The organism is Actinomadura citrea, assembly GCF_013409045.1.
GTDB lineage: Bacteria > Actinomycetota > Actinomycetes > Streptosporangiales > Streptosporangiaceae > Spirillospora > Spirillospora citrea.
Genome location: NZ_JACCBT010000001.1, coordinates 4,243,331 through 4,262,044, shown reverse-complemented (window position 1 = coordinate 4,262,044; position 18,714 = coordinate 4,243,331). Strand labels below are relative to the sequence as shown.

Annotated in this window: 13 protein-coding genes; 1 reads left to right on the top strand and 12 read right to left on the bottom strand. The window is 71.1% G+C overall.

Features of this window, described 5'->3' with window-relative positions; all coding sequences use genetic code 11:
• Positions 1-30: 30 nt before the first annotated feature.
• The 12 genes from BJ999_RS19920 to BJ999_RS19865 all read right to left on the bottom strand — a co-directional run bounded on the left by BJ999_RS19920 (position 31) and on the right by BJ999_RS19865 (position 17,787).
• Positions 31-717: an NADPH-dependent F420 reductase gene (locus tag BJ999_RS19920; RefSeq protein WP_179834687.1), complete on the bottom strand. Its 687-nt coding sequence runs from the start codon at positions 715-717 to the stop codon at positions 31-33.
• Positions 714-1,187, bottom strand: coding sequence for an acyl-CoA thioesterase (locus BJ999_RS19915; RefSeq protein ID WP_179834686.1), 474 nt, complete (start codon positions 1,185-1,187; stop codon positions 714-716). Before BJ999_RS19915 ends, BJ999_RS19920 begins: the two co-directional genes overlap by 4 nt.
• A complete protein-coding gene (locus BJ999_RS19910) occupies positions 1,184-6,841 on the bottom strand; it encodes a type I polyketide synthase (protein ID WP_179834685.1) in 5,658 nt (1,885 codons plus the stop codon). Before BJ999_RS19910 ends, BJ999_RS19915 begins: the two co-directional genes overlap by 4 nt.
• Positions 6,838-7,848: an enediyne biosynthesis protein UnbU gene (locus tag BJ999_RS19905; RefSeq protein ID WP_179834684.1), complete on the bottom strand. Its 1,011-nt coding sequence runs from the start codon at positions 7,846-7,848 to the stop codon at positions 6,838-6,840. Before BJ999_RS19905 ends, BJ999_RS19910 begins: the two co-directional genes overlap by 4 nt.
• Positions 7,845-9,788 (bottom strand): FG-GAP repeat domain-containing protein, encoded by a 1,944-nt coding sequence (locus BJ999_RS19900; RefSeq protein WP_179834683.1) that lies wholly within the window; start codon positions 9,786-9,788, stop codon positions 7,845-7,847. Before BJ999_RS19900 ends, BJ999_RS19905 begins: the two co-directional genes overlap by 4 nt.
• A gap of 4 nt (positions 9,789-9,792) precedes the next feature.
• Complete coding sequence (locus BJ999_RS19895; protein WP_179834682.1) at positions 9,793-10,749, bottom strand: DUF1702 family protein; 957 nt, start codon at positions 10,747-10,749, stop codon at positions 9,793-9,795.
• Positions 10,750-10,955: 206 nt separating this feature from the next.
• Positions 10,956-11,540 carry an LmbU family transcriptional regulator gene (locus BJ999_RS19890; protein WP_179834681.1) on the bottom strand — a complete coding sequence of 195 codons (585 nt, stop codon included), beginning with the start codon at positions 11,538-11,540 and terminating at the stop codon, positions 10,956-10,958.
• A 577-nt stretch (positions 11,541-12,117) separates the two neighbouring features.
• The gene (locus BJ999_RS19885; protein ID WP_179834680.1) at positions 12,118-12,450 is read right to left on the bottom strand and encodes a transposase; all 333 of its coding nucleotides are present in this window, start codon (positions 12,448-12,450) and stop codon (positions 12,118-12,120) included.
• Between the two features lie 640 nt (positions 12,451-13,090).
• Positions 13,091-14,374: an ABC1 kinase family protein gene (locus tag BJ999_RS19880; RefSeq protein ID WP_179834679.1), complete on the bottom strand. Its 1,284-nt coding sequence runs from the start codon at positions 14,372-14,374 to the stop codon at positions 13,091-13,093.
• The gene (locus tag BJ999_RS19875) at positions 14,374-15,105 is read right to left on the bottom strand and encodes a hypothetical protein (protein ID WP_179834678.1); all 732 of its coding nucleotides are present in this window, start codon (positions 15,103-15,105) and stop codon (positions 14,374-14,376) included. Before BJ999_RS19875 ends, BJ999_RS19880 begins: the two co-directional genes overlap by 1 nt.
• Positions 15,106-15,486: 381 nt before the next feature.
• Positions 15,487-16,137 carry a winged helix-turn-helix transcriptional regulator gene (locus BJ999_RS19870; protein ID WP_179834677.1) on the bottom strand — a complete coding sequence of 217 codons (651 nt, stop codon included), beginning with the start codon at positions 16,135-16,137 and terminating at the stop codon, positions 15,487-15,489.
• Between the two features lie 147 nt (positions 16,138-16,284).
• The gene (locus BJ999_RS19865; RefSeq protein ID WP_179834676.1) at positions 16,285-17,787 is read right to left on the bottom strand and encodes a B12-binding domain-containing radical SAM protein; all 1,503 of its coding nucleotides are present in this window, start codon (positions 17,785-17,787) and stop codon (positions 16,285-16,287) included.
• Between the two features lie 183 nt (positions 17,788-17,970).
• Here BJ999_RS19865 and BJ999_RS19860 point away from each other — a divergent pair, with 183 nt between their 5' ends.
• Positions 17,971-18,705 carry an FkbM family methyltransferase gene (locus BJ999_RS19860; protein ID WP_179834675.1) on the top strand — a complete coding sequence of 245 codons (735 nt, stop codon included), beginning with the start codon at positions 17,971-17,973 and terminating at the stop codon, positions 18,703-18,705.
• Positions 18,706-18,714: the final 9 nt, after the last annotated feature.

Genomic DNA, 18,714 nt, shown 5'->3' with positions numbered 1-18,714 from the left:
CGCGCCGGATTCCGATCCGCCGGCGTGGGGTCACGGCCTGGTCCAGGCCGCCTCGCACGCGGTGAGGCGAAGCAGCCGGAAGCCCACGGCGTCGCCGAGCCCGGGCTGCTTTTCGAGGCGCATGAGCAGTTGGGCCAGGGCTTCGATCCAGCGGCTGCCGGGGAGGTCGCCCGCGTCGGCGACCTCGAGTCCGCCGGACTCGACGATCGACCGGACCGCCTCTTTCGCGCGGGGATGGTCTCCGGCGATGGGGACCGTCAGCGTGACGCCGTTGTGCGCGGCGCCGGCGAGCTGCCGCGCGGAGAGGCAGTTGAACGCCTTGACCACGGCGCCGCCGGGAAGCAGGCAGGCGATCAGCTCGGCGGCGGAGCCGTGGCCGAGGAGGTCGTGACCGCCCGGGTTGGACATGTCGATGACCGGCTTGCCGACCACGTGGGCGCGGATGCGCGGAGCGATCTCGGTGTGGATGGCGGCGAGAGGGCTGGCCAGGGCCACGATGTCGGCCTCGCGGGCCACCCGTTCCAGGCTGCCGGCACGGGCGCCCGGCAGCCGTTCGGCGAGGCCGCTCGCGGAGCCGCCGCCCCTGCTGGCCAGCAGTAACGGCCGTCGCTGCGCCGCGAAGGTCTCGGCGAGCGCCGTGCCCATCCGTCCGCAGCCGACGATGCCGATGACCGGCGCGCGGGCCTCCGGGACCGCGCCGGATTCGGAGAACCTCATCGCGGCGGCGTCTCCGATCGCGGGCGGCGGGCTCCGTGCGGGTCGGGCGCGTAGGCGTCGAGGGCCGTCCGGAGTTCGTCGGGGACTTCGACGGGCGTCAGGCCGCCCTCCTCCACCCGCACCGTGCAGGAGACGGTCTGCTCGCCGCGCGCCACGAGCCGGGCCGGCCCGTCGGTGGTCCGGTAGTACTCGAAACCCATGGTGATCTGGTGGAAATCGATGGCGACGAGGGACATCCGCACCGAGACGGTGTCGAGCGCATAGAGCTCGGAGAAGAACTCGCACGAGCACGACGAGGTGACGAGCGCGAGGTCGTCGTTCAGGCGCGCCACGGTCTTCGGTGCCTTCTCCGCGAGAAACCTCTCCCGGCAGGCGCCCTGCCAGGACAGGTAGTTCGTGAAGTAGACGTTCCCCACGAGATTGGTGTCGGCGAAGGTCACGAGGTGCCGGTATTCGAAGTACGCCCTCACGATGCCCCCTTGACGGGGATCGCCATCGCCATCGGCCCGGCTTCGCCTTCGACGGAAAGGACCACGGAGACGATGTCCGCTCCCCCGGCCTGGAGGACCACCCATCCGTTCTCGTAGACCCCTTGGACGGCGAGTCCGGGCGGGCCCGGCGGCCCGGACAGGCATGCGCCGACCGTATGCAGGCGTGTCCGGATGTGCCGTTCCGGCTCACCGACGAGGCGGCCGAGCCGGTCGGCGAGACCGGTCCAGTGCGTGGGGGGTTCCGGCGCGGGGTCGGAGGTCCGCGCGCAGGCGACCGGCTCCCCTTCCACCAGGACGTCCCAGGGTCGGCCGTTCGCTCGGCGACCGGCGTTGAGGTCGTGGCCCGGCCCGGCTGCCTCGACGACCAGCCGGACGTCGCGCTTCGGGAGCAGGGCGGTGAGGGTGCGCTGCAGGTAGGGCCCGACGAGCACCGGATGCAGGGTCGTGACCGGCAGCGGGCCGACGTCGCGAAGGCGAAGCCCGGTCCAGCTCACGACCGGCCGGCCGGAGCCGTCGCGCACGACCACGTCGTAGGTGTGGTCGGCGCCGGAGTGCTCGCGTTCGACGGCGGCGAGCGTCAGCTCACCCCCTTCGGCCCCGCCCTGGTGGACGGCGAACCGCGCGCACCCGACCGGCAGCAGGCGCCGATGGGGGACGCATCCCTGGAGGACGTGGATCGAGGCGTCGTTGCGTGCGGGGTCACCGAACAGGAGGTCCGCCGGAAGGCCCTCCCCGAACCGCCAGGGCCGGTCGCCGTCCAGCACGGCCGTGCACGCGGTGGCCTCCAGCTGAGCGTAGCGGCGGAGTCTGCGGAAGCGCCGGCCGTGGAAGAACAGCGGCCCGTACATGTCGTCACCGGTGTGGGCCGGTACCCGCGCCGTCACGGCCGGGTTCTCCGGTGGCTCCGCGTCCGCCGGGGTGACGGTCCCGGTGAAGTGATCGACGGCGAAGCCCGTCTCGTCACTGCGCACCGCGACGTCCACGTCCCCGTCCTCGCGGACGAGCGCACATATCCGGACGGTACGGGTCCCGTGCTCGGGGACGACCACGGGGCGGTCGAAGCGGGAATCCACCACCCCCGCCACGGGCCGGCCGGTCAGCGCGGCCGCCGCCTGGGCCATCGCTTCGAGCACGCACACCGCGGGCAGCACGGCCACACCGTCGATGCGGTGGTCGTCGAGGTAGGGGTCGCCCGGCAGGCTCAGCTCGGCCTCGGCCACCAGTTCGACGCCCGGGGTCCACGCGCGCACCCGCCGCAGGAAGCGGTGCCCGTCCAGGGCCGCCTCCCCGGCCTGGCCGAGCTGCGGCAGCCGCCCGCTGATCACCATGGAATGCGACGGCGGCCGCGCCTCGGCCGCCTGCGCGAGCAGCTCGGTCCCCCGGTCGGGGGGCACCGGCGCCACGCCGGCGCGGGCGAGGTCGTCGAGCACCTTGAGGCGCTCGCCCATACCGACTCCCGACCAGACCGTCCAGTCGAGGTTGGCGACCCGGCAGCCCGGCAGATCCCGGGCGAGGGTCCGGACCAGCTCCCGCATGCGGCCGTTGGCCAGGGCATAGTGCGCCTCCCCGGCAAGGCCGAAGCGGCCGATCACGGACCCGAAGGTGAGGAGCAGCCGCAGCCCCTCCGCGTCGACGGCGTCCAGCAGCGCACGCAGCCCGTGGTGCTTGGGCGCCGCGTGCTCGGCGTAGGCGGCGCCGATCTCGCTGAACCGCGCCGGACGGTTCAGGCCACTGGCGTGGATCACTCCTCTGACCGGTCCGAGCCGGTCGACGATCGCGGCGACGCCGTGGTGGAGCGACTCCGGATCGGTGACGTCCGCCGCCTCGTAGCAGAAGTCGATGCCGGCCTCCCCCAGCCGGGAGAGGTTGGCGCGCAGCTCGGCGTCGGCGTCCGCCCCGCTGCGTCCGATCAGCCCCAGCCGCACCCCCCAGCGCCGCGCCAGGAAGTACGCGCTCGTGAAGCCGATGCCCTTCCCGCCTCCGGTCACCACGAGCACTTCCCCGGCGGACAGCGGGGGTCCGGCCGCGTCCGGAACCGGCCCGGCCGGAGCGCCGGAGCCGGCCGCCCGGTACGCGGGGGCGCGGGTGCGGCCCTCCTCGTCCACGACGATCTCGGCATGACCCTCCCACGAGGCCGTGAGCAGCGCGCCGACCGCGTCCGCGGGGGCGGCCGCCAGAGCCCGGACCCAGCGGACCGGCAGGGAGGGGTACTCGGCGGCGATCGTGCCCACGAAGCCCGACGCCGTGTCCCCCGAGTCCACGACGGTGAAGGGCGCGCCGGTGTCCACCGCGAGGTGGGCGGCTTCGAGCAGCGCGTCGATCGCGCCGTCGTCCGGGTTCTCGGGGAGGAACGCGACGACCGCCGGGCGAGGGTCCCCGGAGGAGTCGGCTCGCTCGTCCCCCTCGGTGAGGGCGGTCAGGCGGGGCTCGACGAGCGCGCGCAACCTGCCGTCCCCGAAGACGTGCCAGACGCGGGACCCCGGTTCGGCGTCCAGCTCGACCGGACGGGCGTATTCGACCAGTACGCGATGCCAGTCGCGGACCCCCTCCGGCGGCCCCTGCGAACCGGCCTCGCCTTCCGCGGCGGGCAGTTCCTCGATCGCCTGGGCGAACGAGCCGACCGTGGCCTCCGCGAAGAGCGGCGGGGCGGCCGGTACCGCCCGCCGGGTCCGTTCGGCGGCCTCGGCGGCGAGCTGGACGACGCGCAGGGAGTTGAGATGGAGGTCGCCGAGGAGCCGGTCCCCGTCGCCGATCACATCGGGGGGAAGCTCCAGGGCGTCGGCGATGAGGCCGCGCACCACGGAGGGCACGTCGGAGTCCGCTCCGGGCGGTGCCTCCGCCGCGGGCGCCGCGGTATCGGCGGCGACCGGTCCCGCGGCGACCGCCGCGGAACGGCCGAACCGACGGTCGAGGCCGTCGGTCGGGGCGCTCTCGCAGGGGTTGGCGAGGAACTCCGGCTCCCGCCAGAGGTCGAACGGGCGGTGGAAGCGTTCGGCGAAGAGCGCCGTGAGGTCGGAGACGGCGCCGACGGCGAACAGCGCGGCGGTGGCGTCGCCGAGCGCGGCGGCCGACCCGGCGCCCGCGTCCAGCGTGCGGACCGGCACGTCCGTGATCGACTGGGCCATCGCCGTGAGGGTGTGGCCGGGGCCGGCCTCGACGAGCAGGTCGCAGTCGGCGGCGAGGAGCTCCAGCGCCTGGCGGAACCGCACGGGCGCGGTGAGCTGCCGGGCGAGCAGCGTGCGGATGTCGTCGGCGGCCGTCAGCTCCCGGCCGGTGACCGTGGAGTACACGCGACCGGGCAGGGCCGCCACCGCCAGGTCCGCGAGGTGCCGCGCGAGCACCGGCTCGGCGGCGGCGACCGCCGGGGAGTGGAAGGCGTGGCTGACCCTCAGCCTGCCGGCGGTGATCCCCTTCGCGCGGGCCCTCTTCACGACGCGGTCGACCTCGGTGAGGGGGCCGGCGACGACTTGGACGGCGCCGTTGTCAGCGGCGATCACCAGATCGGCGTCGTCGATCAGTTCGGTGACCGTGCCGGCCGGCGCGGCGAGGGAGGCCATCCCCGTTCCCGCCTGGGAGGTGTCGGCCATGATGCGGCCGCGCCTGGTCACCAGGTGCAGGGCGTCCTGGCGGCTCAGCGCGCCGGCCCAGTGCAGGGCGGTGATCTCGCCGAGGCTGTGCCCGACCGCCGCGTCCGCCGTGACCCCGAGCCGGTCGAGCCAGCGCAGCGCCGCGGTGGAGGCGCGGAAGACGGCAGGCTGGGCGACGGCGGTGTCGATCGGGTCCGCCGCGAGCCCGTCCTCGAAGTGCTCCCCCGCCTCGGGGAGGACCACGCCGAGGGCCCCGGCGCGCTCCCGTACGGGGGCGCCCTGCCCGGGGAACAGCAGCCCGACCCGGGCCGGAGCGCCGCGGCCGACGTAGATGCCGGGCCGGGCGGCGAACCCCTGTTCGCCGAGCCCGGCGAGGAGCTCGCCGGCCCGTTCCGCGCGCGCGGAGAGCTCGGCGGGGTCGCGGGCGACGACCGCCGCCCGCACCGGCGCGTCACCGTGCGCGCGCTCCCCGAGGCCGGCGGCCAGATCGGCGTGCTCGGCGAGCGACATCGTCCTCGCCCGCACCGCCACGCGCTCCAGGAGGGCGGTGAGGTCGGCGACCGTGTCGGCGGAGAGGGCGAAGACCTCGCAGTCGAGCGGCTCCCGCGCCGCCCGGCGGTCCCGGGCCGCCAACCGCGCCGTGGTGCGGCGGACGCTCGCGGCCTCCAGGACGACGTGGGTGTTGATGCCGCCGAATCCCATCGCGCTGACAGCGGCCCGGAGGGGAGCGTCCGGCCAGGGCTCGGCCTCGCGGACGATGCGCAGCGGCGCGCCGGGGTCGCGCAGGAGCGGGTGGGGCTCATCGCAGCCGGTGGTCGGCGGGATGACCTGACGCTGCAGCGCCAGCGCCGCTTTGATCAGCCCGGCGGCGCCGGCGGCCGCCTTCGTGTGCCCGATGTTGGCCTTGATGGATCCGAGCGCCGCCGGTCGGGGCCTCCGCCGTCCGTCATGGATCTCGGAGAGGGCGTGCAGTTCGGTGCGGTCGCCGACCTCGGTGCCGGTGCCGTGGCCCTCGAACAGCGCCACGGTCTCCGGTCCGAAGCCCGCGCGCGCGTAGGCACGCTCCAGAGCGAGCCGCTGCCCGGAGACGTCCGGCCGGGTCAGCCCGCCGTTCCCGTCCGAGGACATCCCCCAGCCCCTGATCAGGGCGATCGGCCGCTGCCCGGCGGCGACGGCGTCCCCGGCGCGCATCAGGGCGACCATCGAGCAGCCCTCGCCGGGCAGGAAGCCGGTGGGCCGGGCGTCGTACACCCGCATCGCCGAGTCGGCCAGCGCACCGAGCCGGGAGAACCCGACCAGCTCGAACGGGTCGAGGCTGAGGTCGACACCGCCCGCGAGCGCGAAGTCGAGGTCGCCGTCGCGCAGGTAGGTGCAGGCAGTGATGACGGCGAGCAGGGACGACGAGCAGGCGCCGTCGACCGTGTAGCCCGCGCCGCGGAAGTCGAAGTGGTTGCACACCCGGCCGGCGATGGCGTTGGCCAGCCCGCCGACGAGGCTCTCGTCGTTGGGCTCGGCGAAGGGCTCCTTGTAGGACTCCTCGACCTCCCGCAGCAGGCCGTCCAGTTCCGTGGTCCCCCAGCCGCGCGCGGCGAGGGCGGACACCAGGTTCCTGCGGACGTAGGGCCAGCGCAACCGCATGAGCGCGGCGCGGCTGAACTCGCCCGTCAGGGTGTTCCCGAGGATCACGCCGGCGCGCCGCCGGTCCAGCCCGCGTCCCCCGGGGAAGCCGGCGGCGGTCAGCGTGTCGCCGGCGACGTCCAGGGCGAGCCAGTGCGCGAGGTCGGTCACGCGGTACGCCGGCCCGGGCACCCGGTAGCGCGAGCGGTCGAAGGTCCAGCCGTCGAGGACGGCCGCGTACCGCAGATCGGTCGTGTCGGGACCGCCGGCCGGGTCGCCGTAGTCGCCGAGGTCGAGGCGCTCACGCGGGAGCGGCCGGAAGGCGCGCCGCCGCGCCAGCACCGTCTCCCACAACTGCTCCGGCGTGGAGGCGTCGGGGTGGCGGCAGCCGAGGCCGACGACGGCGATCGCGTCGTTCTCGACGGTCACTTCGCCTCCTCGCCGGTCGCCAGCACGCCTCCGCGGGCGGGCGCCGGCCGCGGCGCGGTCTTGGGCTCGGTCAGCGGCGCCGGCTGCGCGGTGGCGCGCTGCCGCGCCCCCATGATCGCCAGGGCGGCGCCGCGCAGCACGCACACGATGACGAGCGCGAAGAACAGGCCGTAGACCACGTGGATGTGGACCAGGAACGCGTACACGAGGGCGGTCGACGCGCCGAAGAAGAACTGGTTGCGCGGCCGCACCGGTGTCGTCCCCGGGTCAGTGATCATGTAGTTGGTGAACAGGACGAACGCCACGCCGGTCATCGCCAGCAGCGCGCTGAGCGTCGCCGTGCCCTCGATGGGCGTCCGGATCAGCGCCTGGAGCGCGAACACGCCGATCCAGCCGAGGATCAGGGGCATCTTCCTGGTGAGCTTGGCGTTCAGCATCGTCCCGGCCGCGAGGATGAGCGCCGGGATCGCCACGTCGAGCGGTCCGCCGACCCACTCGGTGAACTGGTACGGAGGCGCGATCCCGACCCAGGGGAACAGCACCAGGACGACCGCGATGCCGAAGTTGGAGGGGTTCAGCACGTGCCGCGGCCGTCCCTTGATCCGGACCCTGATCAGATACTTCGAGGCGACGGCCACGATGACCGCGAAGATGACCGGGCCCAGCCGCGCGTTGGCGTAGAGGAGCATCGCGCAGGCCAGCGCGGTGATGTGGGCGGGCATCAGGAAGTTCATGAAGGCGACCGGCCCGCCCGCGTACTTCACCGGCCGTCGCGTCGCCCAGGCGTCCAGGGTCTCCAGCCCCAGCTCCATCACGTACGCCACGGCCATCGCGGCGAGCGGGGTCGCCCACGACGGCTCGAACCCGAGGACCGTGTGCCCGAGGATGTTGAAGACCGTGATCGATATCGCGAACCGGCGCAGCGCGATGATCCGCGGATCCTTGGCGGGTCCGCTCGGGGCGGCGGACGCCGGGTTGGTCGTGGATTCCACGTTCGCCGAGTTCACGAGGCCATCTCCCTGATCGAACCGTCGGGCCCGAGCAGCATGCTGTGCCAGCCCGGAGTCGCCTGGACCTTGCCGGTGTGCCGGGTGCCGCAGGAGTCGCGCCAGGTGATCGTGACGGGGACCGGCGCCGCGGTCCCGTCCAGCGCGAACAGCAGTTCCGGCGAGGACACGCCGGCATGGCCGTTGGCCGGATAGACCTGGCCCGTCCGCTGGCCCTTGGCTCCGGAGTCCAGGACGACCTGCGCGCCGATCGCCGGTACTCCGGCGGAGCCGGCCGGTGGCGTCGCGGCGGAACCGCCCTGCCGCGTCCCGCATCCCGGCGGGCTGAGGAGCCTCAGCCCGAGATAGGGCCGCTGCGCACTGCGGACGTTGCGGTAGAAGTGCGATTGACCCCACTGGTTCGCGACGGCGAAGTCGAGCCGCCCGTCGTGGTCCACGTCGGCGAGCGCGATGCCCCGCGACGCCTGGCGGTCCGCGACGCCGAGCCGGCCGGCGACATCGTGGTACCGGCCGTCCGAGCCGCGTACGAAGAACCTGTTGGGATTGTCGCCGGAAATGTCGTCCTTCTTCTGCACATTCGGCCACAGGCGCGGGTGCGCCAGGACCTCGTCGTTGGACATCGCCAGCTCCTGCAGCTGGGCCCAGCGGTTGTCCTTCCCCTCGACGAATCCGGTGGCCTGGACGATCTGGTCGCGCCCCTCGCCCGCGAAGTCGCCGGCCTTGATGTCCCAGCCCCAGCCCGACCGGGACAGCCCCAGCCGCTCGCTGTGGTCGTCGTAGTACGCGCGCCCGTCTGTCCCCACGACCTTCTTGCGGGTGCTCACCCAGGCGAAGTTGCTCTCCAGGAGCCCGTACTCCTGGGTGATGTTGCTGACCACGATGTCGGGCACGCCGTCGACGTTGATGTCGGTGAACCCCACGCCCATGCCCTTGAAGGAGTCCCTGCCCAGCTGCATCGACTTCGGCGTGGTGAGGTGGCGCACGCCCTTGAGAAGGCGGAGCTTGAGCTTCCCTGGCCTGGACTCGTTGGCGAGCAGTCGGTCGGGGCCGAAATCGTTGGCGAAGTAGAGCTCCGGCAGGCCGTCGCCGTTGAGGTCCTGCGCCCCGATCGCCAGTGTCCAGCCCTTGGCGACCTCCTCGGAGAAGAGCCGGCGCTCCTCGCCGTAGACCGCCGAGGGACGGGAGCCGCCCTCCGCGGACCGGAACCGCAGGACCCGGTTGACGCCGCCGTTGATTCCCGCGGACATCGAGCCCTGCATCTGCAGCTCGCTCTGGCGCGCGGTCGGATCGAGGACCCGCGCGCGGTCCGGGAAGTAGTTCCCGACCACGATGTCGGTGTGGCCGTCACCGTCCAGATCGGCAAGCGACACCGCGTTGGTGTTCCACACCTGGTATGGGCGCATCAGTTCCTGTGGGGCGAAGGCCTCGTTCTTGCCCAGCGCCGCCGGAGTGCGCAGGAACAGCACCGGCGATCGGCCCCAGTAGTAGACGAGGACGTCCATGCGGCCGTCCTCGTTGAAGTCGCCGGGCACGCACCCCATCGGCGCCATCGTCCTGTCGTAGGGCAGGCCGTGCGGAGCCAGGCTCGTCGCCGGGAGACGTGACCCGGTGCCCGGTACGGGGCGCAGCATGACGCTGTCGTCGCGCGGATCGACCAGGCAGACCTCGTCCGCACGGCCGCTGCCGTCGATGTCGGCGAGCGCCACCGCGGCGCCGACCGACGAGATCCAGTGGTCGATCCCCTTGTAGGCCGGGGCGACCGTGCGTATGTCGCGGGGCGAGGCCGTGCCGTTCAGCGGCTGCTGCTGGAACGCGAACCGGCTCGCAAGGCGTTCGTTCTCCGCCTGCGCCACCGATGGAAGCCGGGCGTTGTACCAGCCCGCCACGATGAGCAGCGCCGCGCAGATCGGGGCCAGCCACACCCGAATCCTTCTGGTCATGCCCTCACCCCTCGTTGTGCTTCCGCCACGCCTGACGCACCCTCGCGCGCCACACCTCGTAGCCCTCCGGACCGCTGCCGCAGCGCTCGGCGGTCACCGCCGCCTCGTCCGTCCACGCCGCGGCGACCGCGGGGGCGGCTCCGGCCAGCGTCTCGATCGCGGCCGCCGACCGCTCCGGCACCTCCTGCGACTCCACGTGCGCCTTCGCCGCGAACGCGGCGCCCTGGGCGATGTGCTCCTCGAAGCCCGCGGCCCGGTCCAGCAGCTCACCCAGCCGCTCCGGGGTGAGGGCGCCGGTGTACGCGGCGGCCAGGCCGATGCCCGCCCAGACGTCGGACCGACGGGCGGCCGGAAAGGCCCCGATCGTCTCGGCCACCTCGACCGGATCGCCGCCGGCGTAAAACCACAGCGCCCGGCCGACACCCTGGTCCCGGATTGTCCGCATATTTCCCCGCGCCGGCCGCTCGACCCAGTGCCGGACCAACACCCGTCTGGACTTGAAGAAAGCCTGATGGAACCCCCAGCCGTCCCACACAAGCCAACGCAGCAGTGGTCGCCCAAAGCGAATGCCCGTCCACGGATGCACATGCGTGCGCGCGTACGCCCAACCGACCCCGACATGAATCAGGTGGATGTACCGTGCGCCGGGCCCTTCGGCCAGCGCGCGTACTCTGCGGCCGCCCGAAAACGTGCCCAGGTCCGCCAGGGCGACGCCCATGGCCGCGCCTTCGAAGGCGAATCCACGTAGATCGTGCGGCAGCGCCTGGAAATCCAGGCTCGCCGGATCCGCACCGAGGGAGGTGTTGAATCCGGTGGCGAAGCTCTGCACCACGTCCGCCAGCCGGGCACGAGCCTGCGGATCACCCGGCGGAAAACCCAGGCGCTCGACGTCGAGGGTCTTGGGATCGATTTCGAGGAAGCCGCGCAACGGCGGCGTCAGCAGATTCCCTACAGCGGCCATTCCAACCCCACAGTGGCAATACTGACCGGCGGCGTTCGGCCAAAGAGTTTCTTGCCGTGCTGGCGACGACCGCCATGGCCATCGGTCAGAACGGTCTATGGGGTAATCGCGGCCGAAAGATGACCCGACTGGCGCCCCATGAACTTCCGCGCAGCGCGCTGAGTGGCCTTACGCCCTTCTACACATACACTCGACTCGGCGAAAAGTCACGCCTCTTCGTCGTTGCTTCCAACGGCTCCGCCGACCTGGCCCGCGGCCTGGTCGAGAATGACCACGATCCATTCCGCCAGGCTGAGCTCCATCGCTTCGGCGGCCTCCTGCCAGCGGAGTTGGCGCTCAGCGATCACGTCGATGCGGACAGTGGCCTCATCCGGCTTCTTGCTGTCGTCACCGTTGCGGATTTCTCGCAGGCGCTTTCTGAGCTCTCGTCTCGTCCATCCGAGTTCTGCCGCCTGCTGCAGCCAGTGCTCCTGGTCGGATGGCGGGAGCGCGGCCACCTCCGCGTGGTGCTGGAGACTGAGCTGGTCCCGCCGGCGGGACCTCGGGATGCGGCGCGCGATCCAAGCGTAGTTCTTGAGTGTCTGGTAGTCGAGCGACGTGGCCTCTATGGCCATCCGATACCGGTTCGGGTAATGCCGCTCTCCGTAGATGAGCCAGTCGCCGAGCCACCAGCGCGAGCAGTCCGAGATAAGGGATATCTGGCGTCCGATTCGCTGCCACGTCTCGAAGGGAAGTCGGGGGGGCAACTCCAAACCGCTTCGCCGCGGCCTCGCCGATTGGTCGAGCACCATTCTGGCCGCGGAGACCCGATTTGCCTCTTCAATCGGGGACCGATGAGGCGATGTGTAACGTTGCCCATTTCCGGAGCCGGACACGAATATCCTCCCGAACAGTCGCGGTGCGCTGCGTGTTGCCGAATGAGGTCAGAGGCTGGAGATGAATTTTTCGACCACGGCTTCTGCGGATCCCCTTGGACGTGGCGCACGCGAATTCCCTGGCAGACTTAATTTCGGCCCCCTCCGGTCGCCCACCACCGTCGGCCGCCCCCCTTCGATCACGCCTAACGCCCGTCGCCCGCCCACCTCCGATCGTCTCCAGCCGTCGGGGTGAGCAGCAATGATGGTCATCGTCAAACTATTTCACCAGGTTGTCAATAGGGCGAATCGGTTATTAACGCCTTGCCAAGGTGATCTCACCGAGATGCACCAGGAACATTGACCTTTCAAGCGTGTCTCACGTGGAAGGGTGAGATTCTTATGACCGGCGACGGCGGCACGACGCGCGAGAGGGGCGGCCGGCTCGGATCGACGACGGATTCGGAGGTCCCGTTTCCAGGGGCTCGCCCGACCGGCCCTGTCCGGGCACCGGTCAGTTCGCCGCCCGTTTCGCACGGGCGGCGGCGGCCTCCACGATCGCCGACGCCCAGTCGAGCTGCCCGCGCGCCCCTGGCTCCTCCAGCGCGGCGCGGTGCAGGCGCGGCCACAGCCCCGCCCTGGTCCACGCGGTGAAGCGCCGGTGGGCGGTGGGCACGCTCACGCCGAACTCGGCCGGCAGATGCCGCCAGGCGCACCCGCTGGTCAGCACGTACACGATCGCGGTGAACACCATCCGATCGTTCACCGGCGCCGTCCCACCGCCCTGCCGCCGCGGCGCGAACTCCGGGATCAGAGGGCCGACGATCTCCCACAGCTCATCCGGCACCAACCGGATCGCAAGGTCCGACAACACGAACACCGATCATGCCGCATCCGTCATCCGGCCACATGAGACATGCTCTTAGTAGTCTCGGACAGGCGGGCTCGGGAAGCCGCGCGGACGGTTCGCGTCGGCCCGAACAGCGCGAAGCCACGCTATGAAGTTGTCCCACCACAAAAGATCAGCTCAATGGCGTTGGGCTCTGCGTGATCTCGCTCATCGCGCCCATGCGCGACGTCTCCGGGAAACTCGTGCGGTCCGGGCCCGGCTCCTGCGCGGCCGGCGCCGACGGCAAGGCCCTCACGCCGGCGATCGGGGCGCGGACCTGCCCCGGCAGGCGGCGCCGGCGTCGTGCCGGCCCGCGATGGCGGGAGGCCGACCGCCTCGGGACGAGACCGCGAAATCCCCTGCTCGGCCGCCTGGCGCCATCCACCGGCCGGCCTCACCGGCTGAGAATGCACACCATCACCGAAACCGCACCCCGCCGCTTATTCCATGACGGGCAAAGCCGCCCGCATAAAGTCGCGGAGATCACACCGCCAGGGGTTACCATTCACAGCCGGTCCTGAGGGTCCCGCACGACTCCGATGGGCCCCGGCCCTGCACCCGGCACGGTCACCTCTGGCGCTCCTGCCGGGACGGCACCTCAGCCGGTCGCGCCGCTCGTGACGAGAAGGCCGTGCATCACGAAAGGCGCGGCCTCCAACTGGAAGTCCATCATCGGGTGATGGCGCTTGACCACACCCTGCAACGTGAGCAGGCAGAGCATGGGGAATATGAACTCCGGCTCGGCGTAGAGGCGATATTTCCGCTGCAGATCGAAGAGATCCAGGCAGAACGCGGGGAGATCGAAGTCTCGGGCCACCATACCGACATTTCGCAGGACAAGGTCGGATATCTCAGCGCGAAAGGCCGCAATATCCGTTTCCGGGTCCGTGCGCCGCACCGTTGACAGCAGAATGTCGGCGCACACCTCCCCGTCTCCTCGGATCATGCCGGCGAAGAAGCCGGTGAACCTCTCCCGCGCCCTGGGGCTCATTCGGAAGACCAGACCGGCGTCCAGGAGCACGACGGTGCCGTCGGGCTTGAAATAGGTGTTCCCCTGGTGCAGGTCGAGGTGGAGGAAACCCTCGATGAACAGCATCCGGTAGACGGCGTGCACCAGCGAGGTGATCTGCGCCTCGCGGACCCGCGCGGGGAGGTCCTCGATCACGCCGCGATCGAGACCCTCGATGAACTCCATCGCGATGACCCCGTCCCCGCTCAGTTCGGGGACGGGCCTCGGGACGACGACGCCCGGTATCCCGGCGAGATCGTCGTGCAGCCGCCGCAGGTTCGCCGCCTCCGCGCCGAAGTCGAGCTGGGCCATGAGGCAGTCGCCGACCTGGTCGACGATCTCCATGAACGGCACCCGCCGGAAAGCCGGGAGCCGTGCGGCGGCACCGGCGGCGGCCCGCAGCACGGCCATGTCCGCCGCGATCGCGGCACCCGCGCCGGGGCGGCGCACCTTCACCGCGAGCACCCGGCCCCCGCGCTCCGCGCGGTACACGCAGGCGATCGAGCCGCCGGCCACCGACGGCCCCCCGACCGCCCGCACGAACTCGGGTGGCGTCAGGCCGAGCCCGGCGCGCATGGTCCGCAGCGCCTCCTCGGGGGTCATCGGCTCCACGTCGTCATGCAGCCTGCCGAGCGCGGTCGCGAGCGTCTCCCCCACGAGGTCCACGCGGGTTCCGAGAATCTGCCCGGTTTTCACGAACGCCCCGCCCAGCCGTTCCATGAGACGCGCGAGCTCGGCGGCCAGCCGCGTTCCGCGAGTGCCCTCGGACGAGGTCGCGGCGATGGCCGCCATGCGGACCGCGGCCGCTCCGCCGCACGCGCCTATCCGGACCGTCCGCGCCGCCAGAGAGCGGGCACTGGCACGATCCACCATCAGGCCGCCGTTCCGGAGAGCCCGCGCTCAAGCGCCTCCCGGAGTCGTGCGGGCCCGGCGTCGAAGGCCTCCTGCGGGACGGGGACCGGCTCCCCGACACGGCGGAAGTCCGTCCAGCCACCGGTCCGCGTGCGGCAGGCCCTGACCCGCTCGGGCAATCCACCCACGTCCGGACGGCCCATCTCCACGACCTCCCAGCGGCGGAACGGTATCCGGAGACGCTCGACGGCACGCGCGACGACCAGGCCGGTCTCGTGGTCGATCGCCTCGGTGACGGTGAGGCCGGGCGTGGTGACCGGTCCCAGATAGCACCGCGGCTCGGCCGCGGGCCACCGGCTCCAGGACATGTCGACCTCGACGTCCTCGGGAGTGGCGCCCAACCCCGGATAGCGCCAGGCCATGAGATCCAGGTATCCGATGTCGGTCAGTGGAAGGCAGTCGAACAGGTAGCGCTCGACCAGGCGAACCGAATTCCTCATCGTGGGTATATGCGTTTCCACTTCGCATTCACCGCGAGCGGAGTTCTCGGTTATCCACACATGACTTCCGGCAAGGATCTGCGGGTGCAGAACGAATAGGGTGGTCACCGCCGAGTGGTCGGAGAAACGGCGGCCGATCAGGTAGCGCATGGGGCGTCGACCGATCGCGGCTTCGATGGCGAAGCCATATGATGTCAGGCCACCCGCGCTGAGGTTCGGACGCGCCGGCCTGGTCATGCGCACATGCTCCACTGATGGCACCTTCCCGATGACGGCTGCGACCGCTCTTCGCTTTCCGTCTTATCGGCGATCAGAGTGGGCTGATGGTTTCATGTCGATGGCGATCACGTAGTGGGCTCATTACTCTGCGCCGAGGTGTAACGTCTCGTCATGTCGTCATGGAAATAGAGGCGCTCGCCGCCAGTAAAAGCTATCGTCGCGACGGCGTCAAGATAAGACTTCCAACTCCGGCGCGGTCGGCGGCGCGGCGACGGAAGATCCGCCGCAGAACGCGGCACCGGGGGCGCGTCCCCGGACGCATGCGGTATTACCGGCACGGGGCATGCGGCTATCGAGATCTGCCTTTGAAGGCCGGAAGCCGGCCGCTGATACTCCCCGGGCGGGAGTGCTCTCTCAGGCCACCAGGCCGAGCAGGCGCGAGCAGCGGATGATCGCGTCCTCGTCGCCCTCCATGACGATGCGCCTCGTGAGCGTCGCCTCCAGCGGGTCCAGGCGCCCGGCACCGATGTCGACGAAGGTCACCGCGTCCGTGTGGACGACGAGCGCCGGTTCGACGGTCGCCTTCCCATGGGCGACCGACACCTTGCCCTCGTGGACCGTGATGTGGAACACGTCGTCGTCGATGCGGAACTCGTACTGCTCGTCGGGGCCTTCCACGGTCGGGGCCGCCATCGCCTCCACCGCGAGCACCGCCCACCTGGGTCGCACGATGTACTCGGCCTTGGGCTCCGTGAGCACGCCGAGCCCCCAGCGCGCGAGCACGAGCACCGCCTCGCGCAGGCCCTCGCCCTGCTCCGTGAGTTCGTACACCCGGACTTTCGAACCTTCGCGGGGCCGCTGTCGAATGATTCCGACCTCGGTGAGGAACTTCAACCGGTCCGCCAGCAGGTTGGTCCCCAGACCGGGCAGGTTGGCCAGAAGCTCGTTGTAGCGGCAGGGTCCGGTGAGCAGTTCCCGGATGATGAGCAGCGTCCAGCGCTCACCGACGATGTCCAGCGCGCCGGCGAGGCCGCAGTACTGTCCGTAGTTCCGACGCTGATTCACGTACCCGTACCGCCTCCCAGGTTCACTTTAGAAGTGTATACCCAGTTGGCCGCGCATCGCGGAACCTCGGCCGTGCGGGCCGGCGCCTTCGCCGCGATGGCCCGGCCCTTCCGGGACCGTCGCCGGCCCGGCGCCGCGCGAGGGCCGTCAGCTCTCCGTCGCGGCCCAGGCCTTCTTCGCGTTCTTCCATGTCGAGGAGTTGACCTCCTCCCACGCGCGGCTGCGCAACTCCTCGAGGACATGCGACGGCACCACCGTTCCGGACATGTTCGCCCGGTAGATGTTCATCGTGTCCGGGTCGAAGTCGCTCCGGAGATGCCCCTCCGAGATCGCCGTGTCGAACAGCGGCGTCCCCGGGAGCGGGACCACGATGAAGAAGTTCGCGGCGTCGAGACCGAAGGACACATGGTCGCGGGCCAGGTTTATCGTGGTCTGGATCTCCTCCAGGGTCTCGTCCGGGTAACCCATCATGTAGTTACCGAAGATCTTGAACCCGTAGTCCTTCAGTGCCACGATCAGCGATTCGATGTCGGCCATCTCGATGTTCAGCTTGTTGCTCGCGTACTTGCGCAGGATCCGGAGATTGCCCGACTCGAACGGCAGGTTGAGCTGGGTGAACCCGGCTTCGGCCAGGGCCTCCAGCACCTCGTGATCGGGTTTCCACCGCTTGAGGAGGTGGATGATGTTGATGCCGTTCAGATCGCAGATGTTGACTCCGGCGCCCTGGATCTTCCGCAGCAGCCGCAGGGCGCGCTTCTTGTTCCCGAGGAGGGAGTCGTCCTCGATCATCACGTGCTCCACGCCCAGCCCTTTCAGGACGTCCAGTTCCCGCAGCACGCGATCGTCCGACTTGGCGCGGTAGCGCCCGATGGGGCCGCTCATGCTCCCCTCCTGCTCTCCCGCTATATGGCAGTAGGCGCAGTGGAACGGGCAGCCGAGCGAGGTCATCATGTCCGCGTAGCGCAGCTCCGTACCGGACTCCCACACGCCCGAGTGCGGCCGGGCGAGGGTCCAGTACCGCTCGTTCGGCAGCAGGTCCCAGGCCGGCATGGGCAGGGTGTCCAGATCCCACACCACGTCGTCCGGGCGCGCGGGGTTGACGCGGATCTCACCGGAGTCCAGGAACGCGACGCCGCTGATCGCCGCGAAGTCCGGACGGGCCGACCTGCGCACCTCGTCGGCGATCTTCGTGATCGTGCCCTCGGCCTCGGAGAGGCAGACGACGTCGAAACCGGCCCGGAAGAACTGCGGCAGCCGCGACCGCGCGTTGACCCCGCCGGAGACGAGGACCTTCTCCGGGAAGGCCGCCCGGAGGAGTCGCGCGCAGTGCAGGACCATCGTCTCCTGGTCCGTGAAGATCGAGGTGATCCCGACGATGTCGTACGCCGCCGCCTCTTCCAGGATCCGCTCGTCGCTGACGCCCGTCCGGAGGAGGCCGCTCGGCAGCTGACCGGGCTTGTCGAAGATCGCGTCGAGCGAGTCGGAGTCGTCGCCGACGCACGCGTCGAACACCCGCACGTCGACGCCGTGGTCGCGCAGGGCGCCGCCGAGGTTGGGATACGCGAGCGATCCGTTCGGCTTGCACACCGTCCCCGGGGCGGTCTGGTTCGGCGGATACAGAAGCAGGACACGTACATCACGCAAGGCCATGTATGACTCCTCAACCGACGGCGTCCCGGTCCGTCCCGCGTTCCGCCGGCGGACTCATCGGTGCCGCCCGCCGCGGAGGCGATCCTGGGGAGGAGCTCCCCGGGCCCGCCGTGCCACCTCACTGTACTATATGCTTCTAAAGTTAACACCGCGGTGGTGTCCGTCTTCTCTGGAGGTACGTCGATGTCCCACGGGTCCTCCCCCGCCTCGCAGGGCCACGCCCTGACAGAGATCGACCGGTCCGCCGCCCCGGTGTACGTCCGATGGGAGCGGCAGCTCCCGGGGCTGATGGACCGGCTCGGCGTGGCACCGGTGGGAGTGGTGCAGGTCGGGGCACATATCGGACAGGAAGTGCCGGCGCTCGTCCGGTGCGGTTTCCGGCGGCTCGTCATGGTGGAGCCCAACCGCGACCACTCCGCGGCGCTCGCCCGCGAGCTCGGGCGCCACCTGTCCGGCCGGCCGGAGCCGGAGGGGGGCCGGCCCGCCCAGGAGGTCGTCCTGGCAGCGGCGGGGCGAGAGCGCGGAACGGCCACCCTGCACGTCACGGAGTACGACCAGCAGGCCAGCCTGCTCGCGCCGCTGCCGCCGATGACGGTGACCAGGCTGGACACCACCGAGGTCGTTCCGGTGCGCGAGGTCCAGCACGGCTGCAACGTGCTCGTGGTGGACGCCCAGGGCGCGGAACTGGACGTGCTGGCGGGCGCGGACCTGGACCGGCTGGACCTGGCCGTGATCGAGGGCAGCGCGGAGGCCCGTTACCACTGCGGGGCGACCCGGCAGGCCGTCGCGGCCTACATGCAGGACCGCGGCTGGCGGCTGGTGGCGAACTGGACCCACGCGCGCGCCAACGTCGCCGACATGGCCTGGCTGGCCCCCTCGACCAGCCTCCGTGCGACGTACCGCGCCGACCGGGGCTGAAGGCGGCCC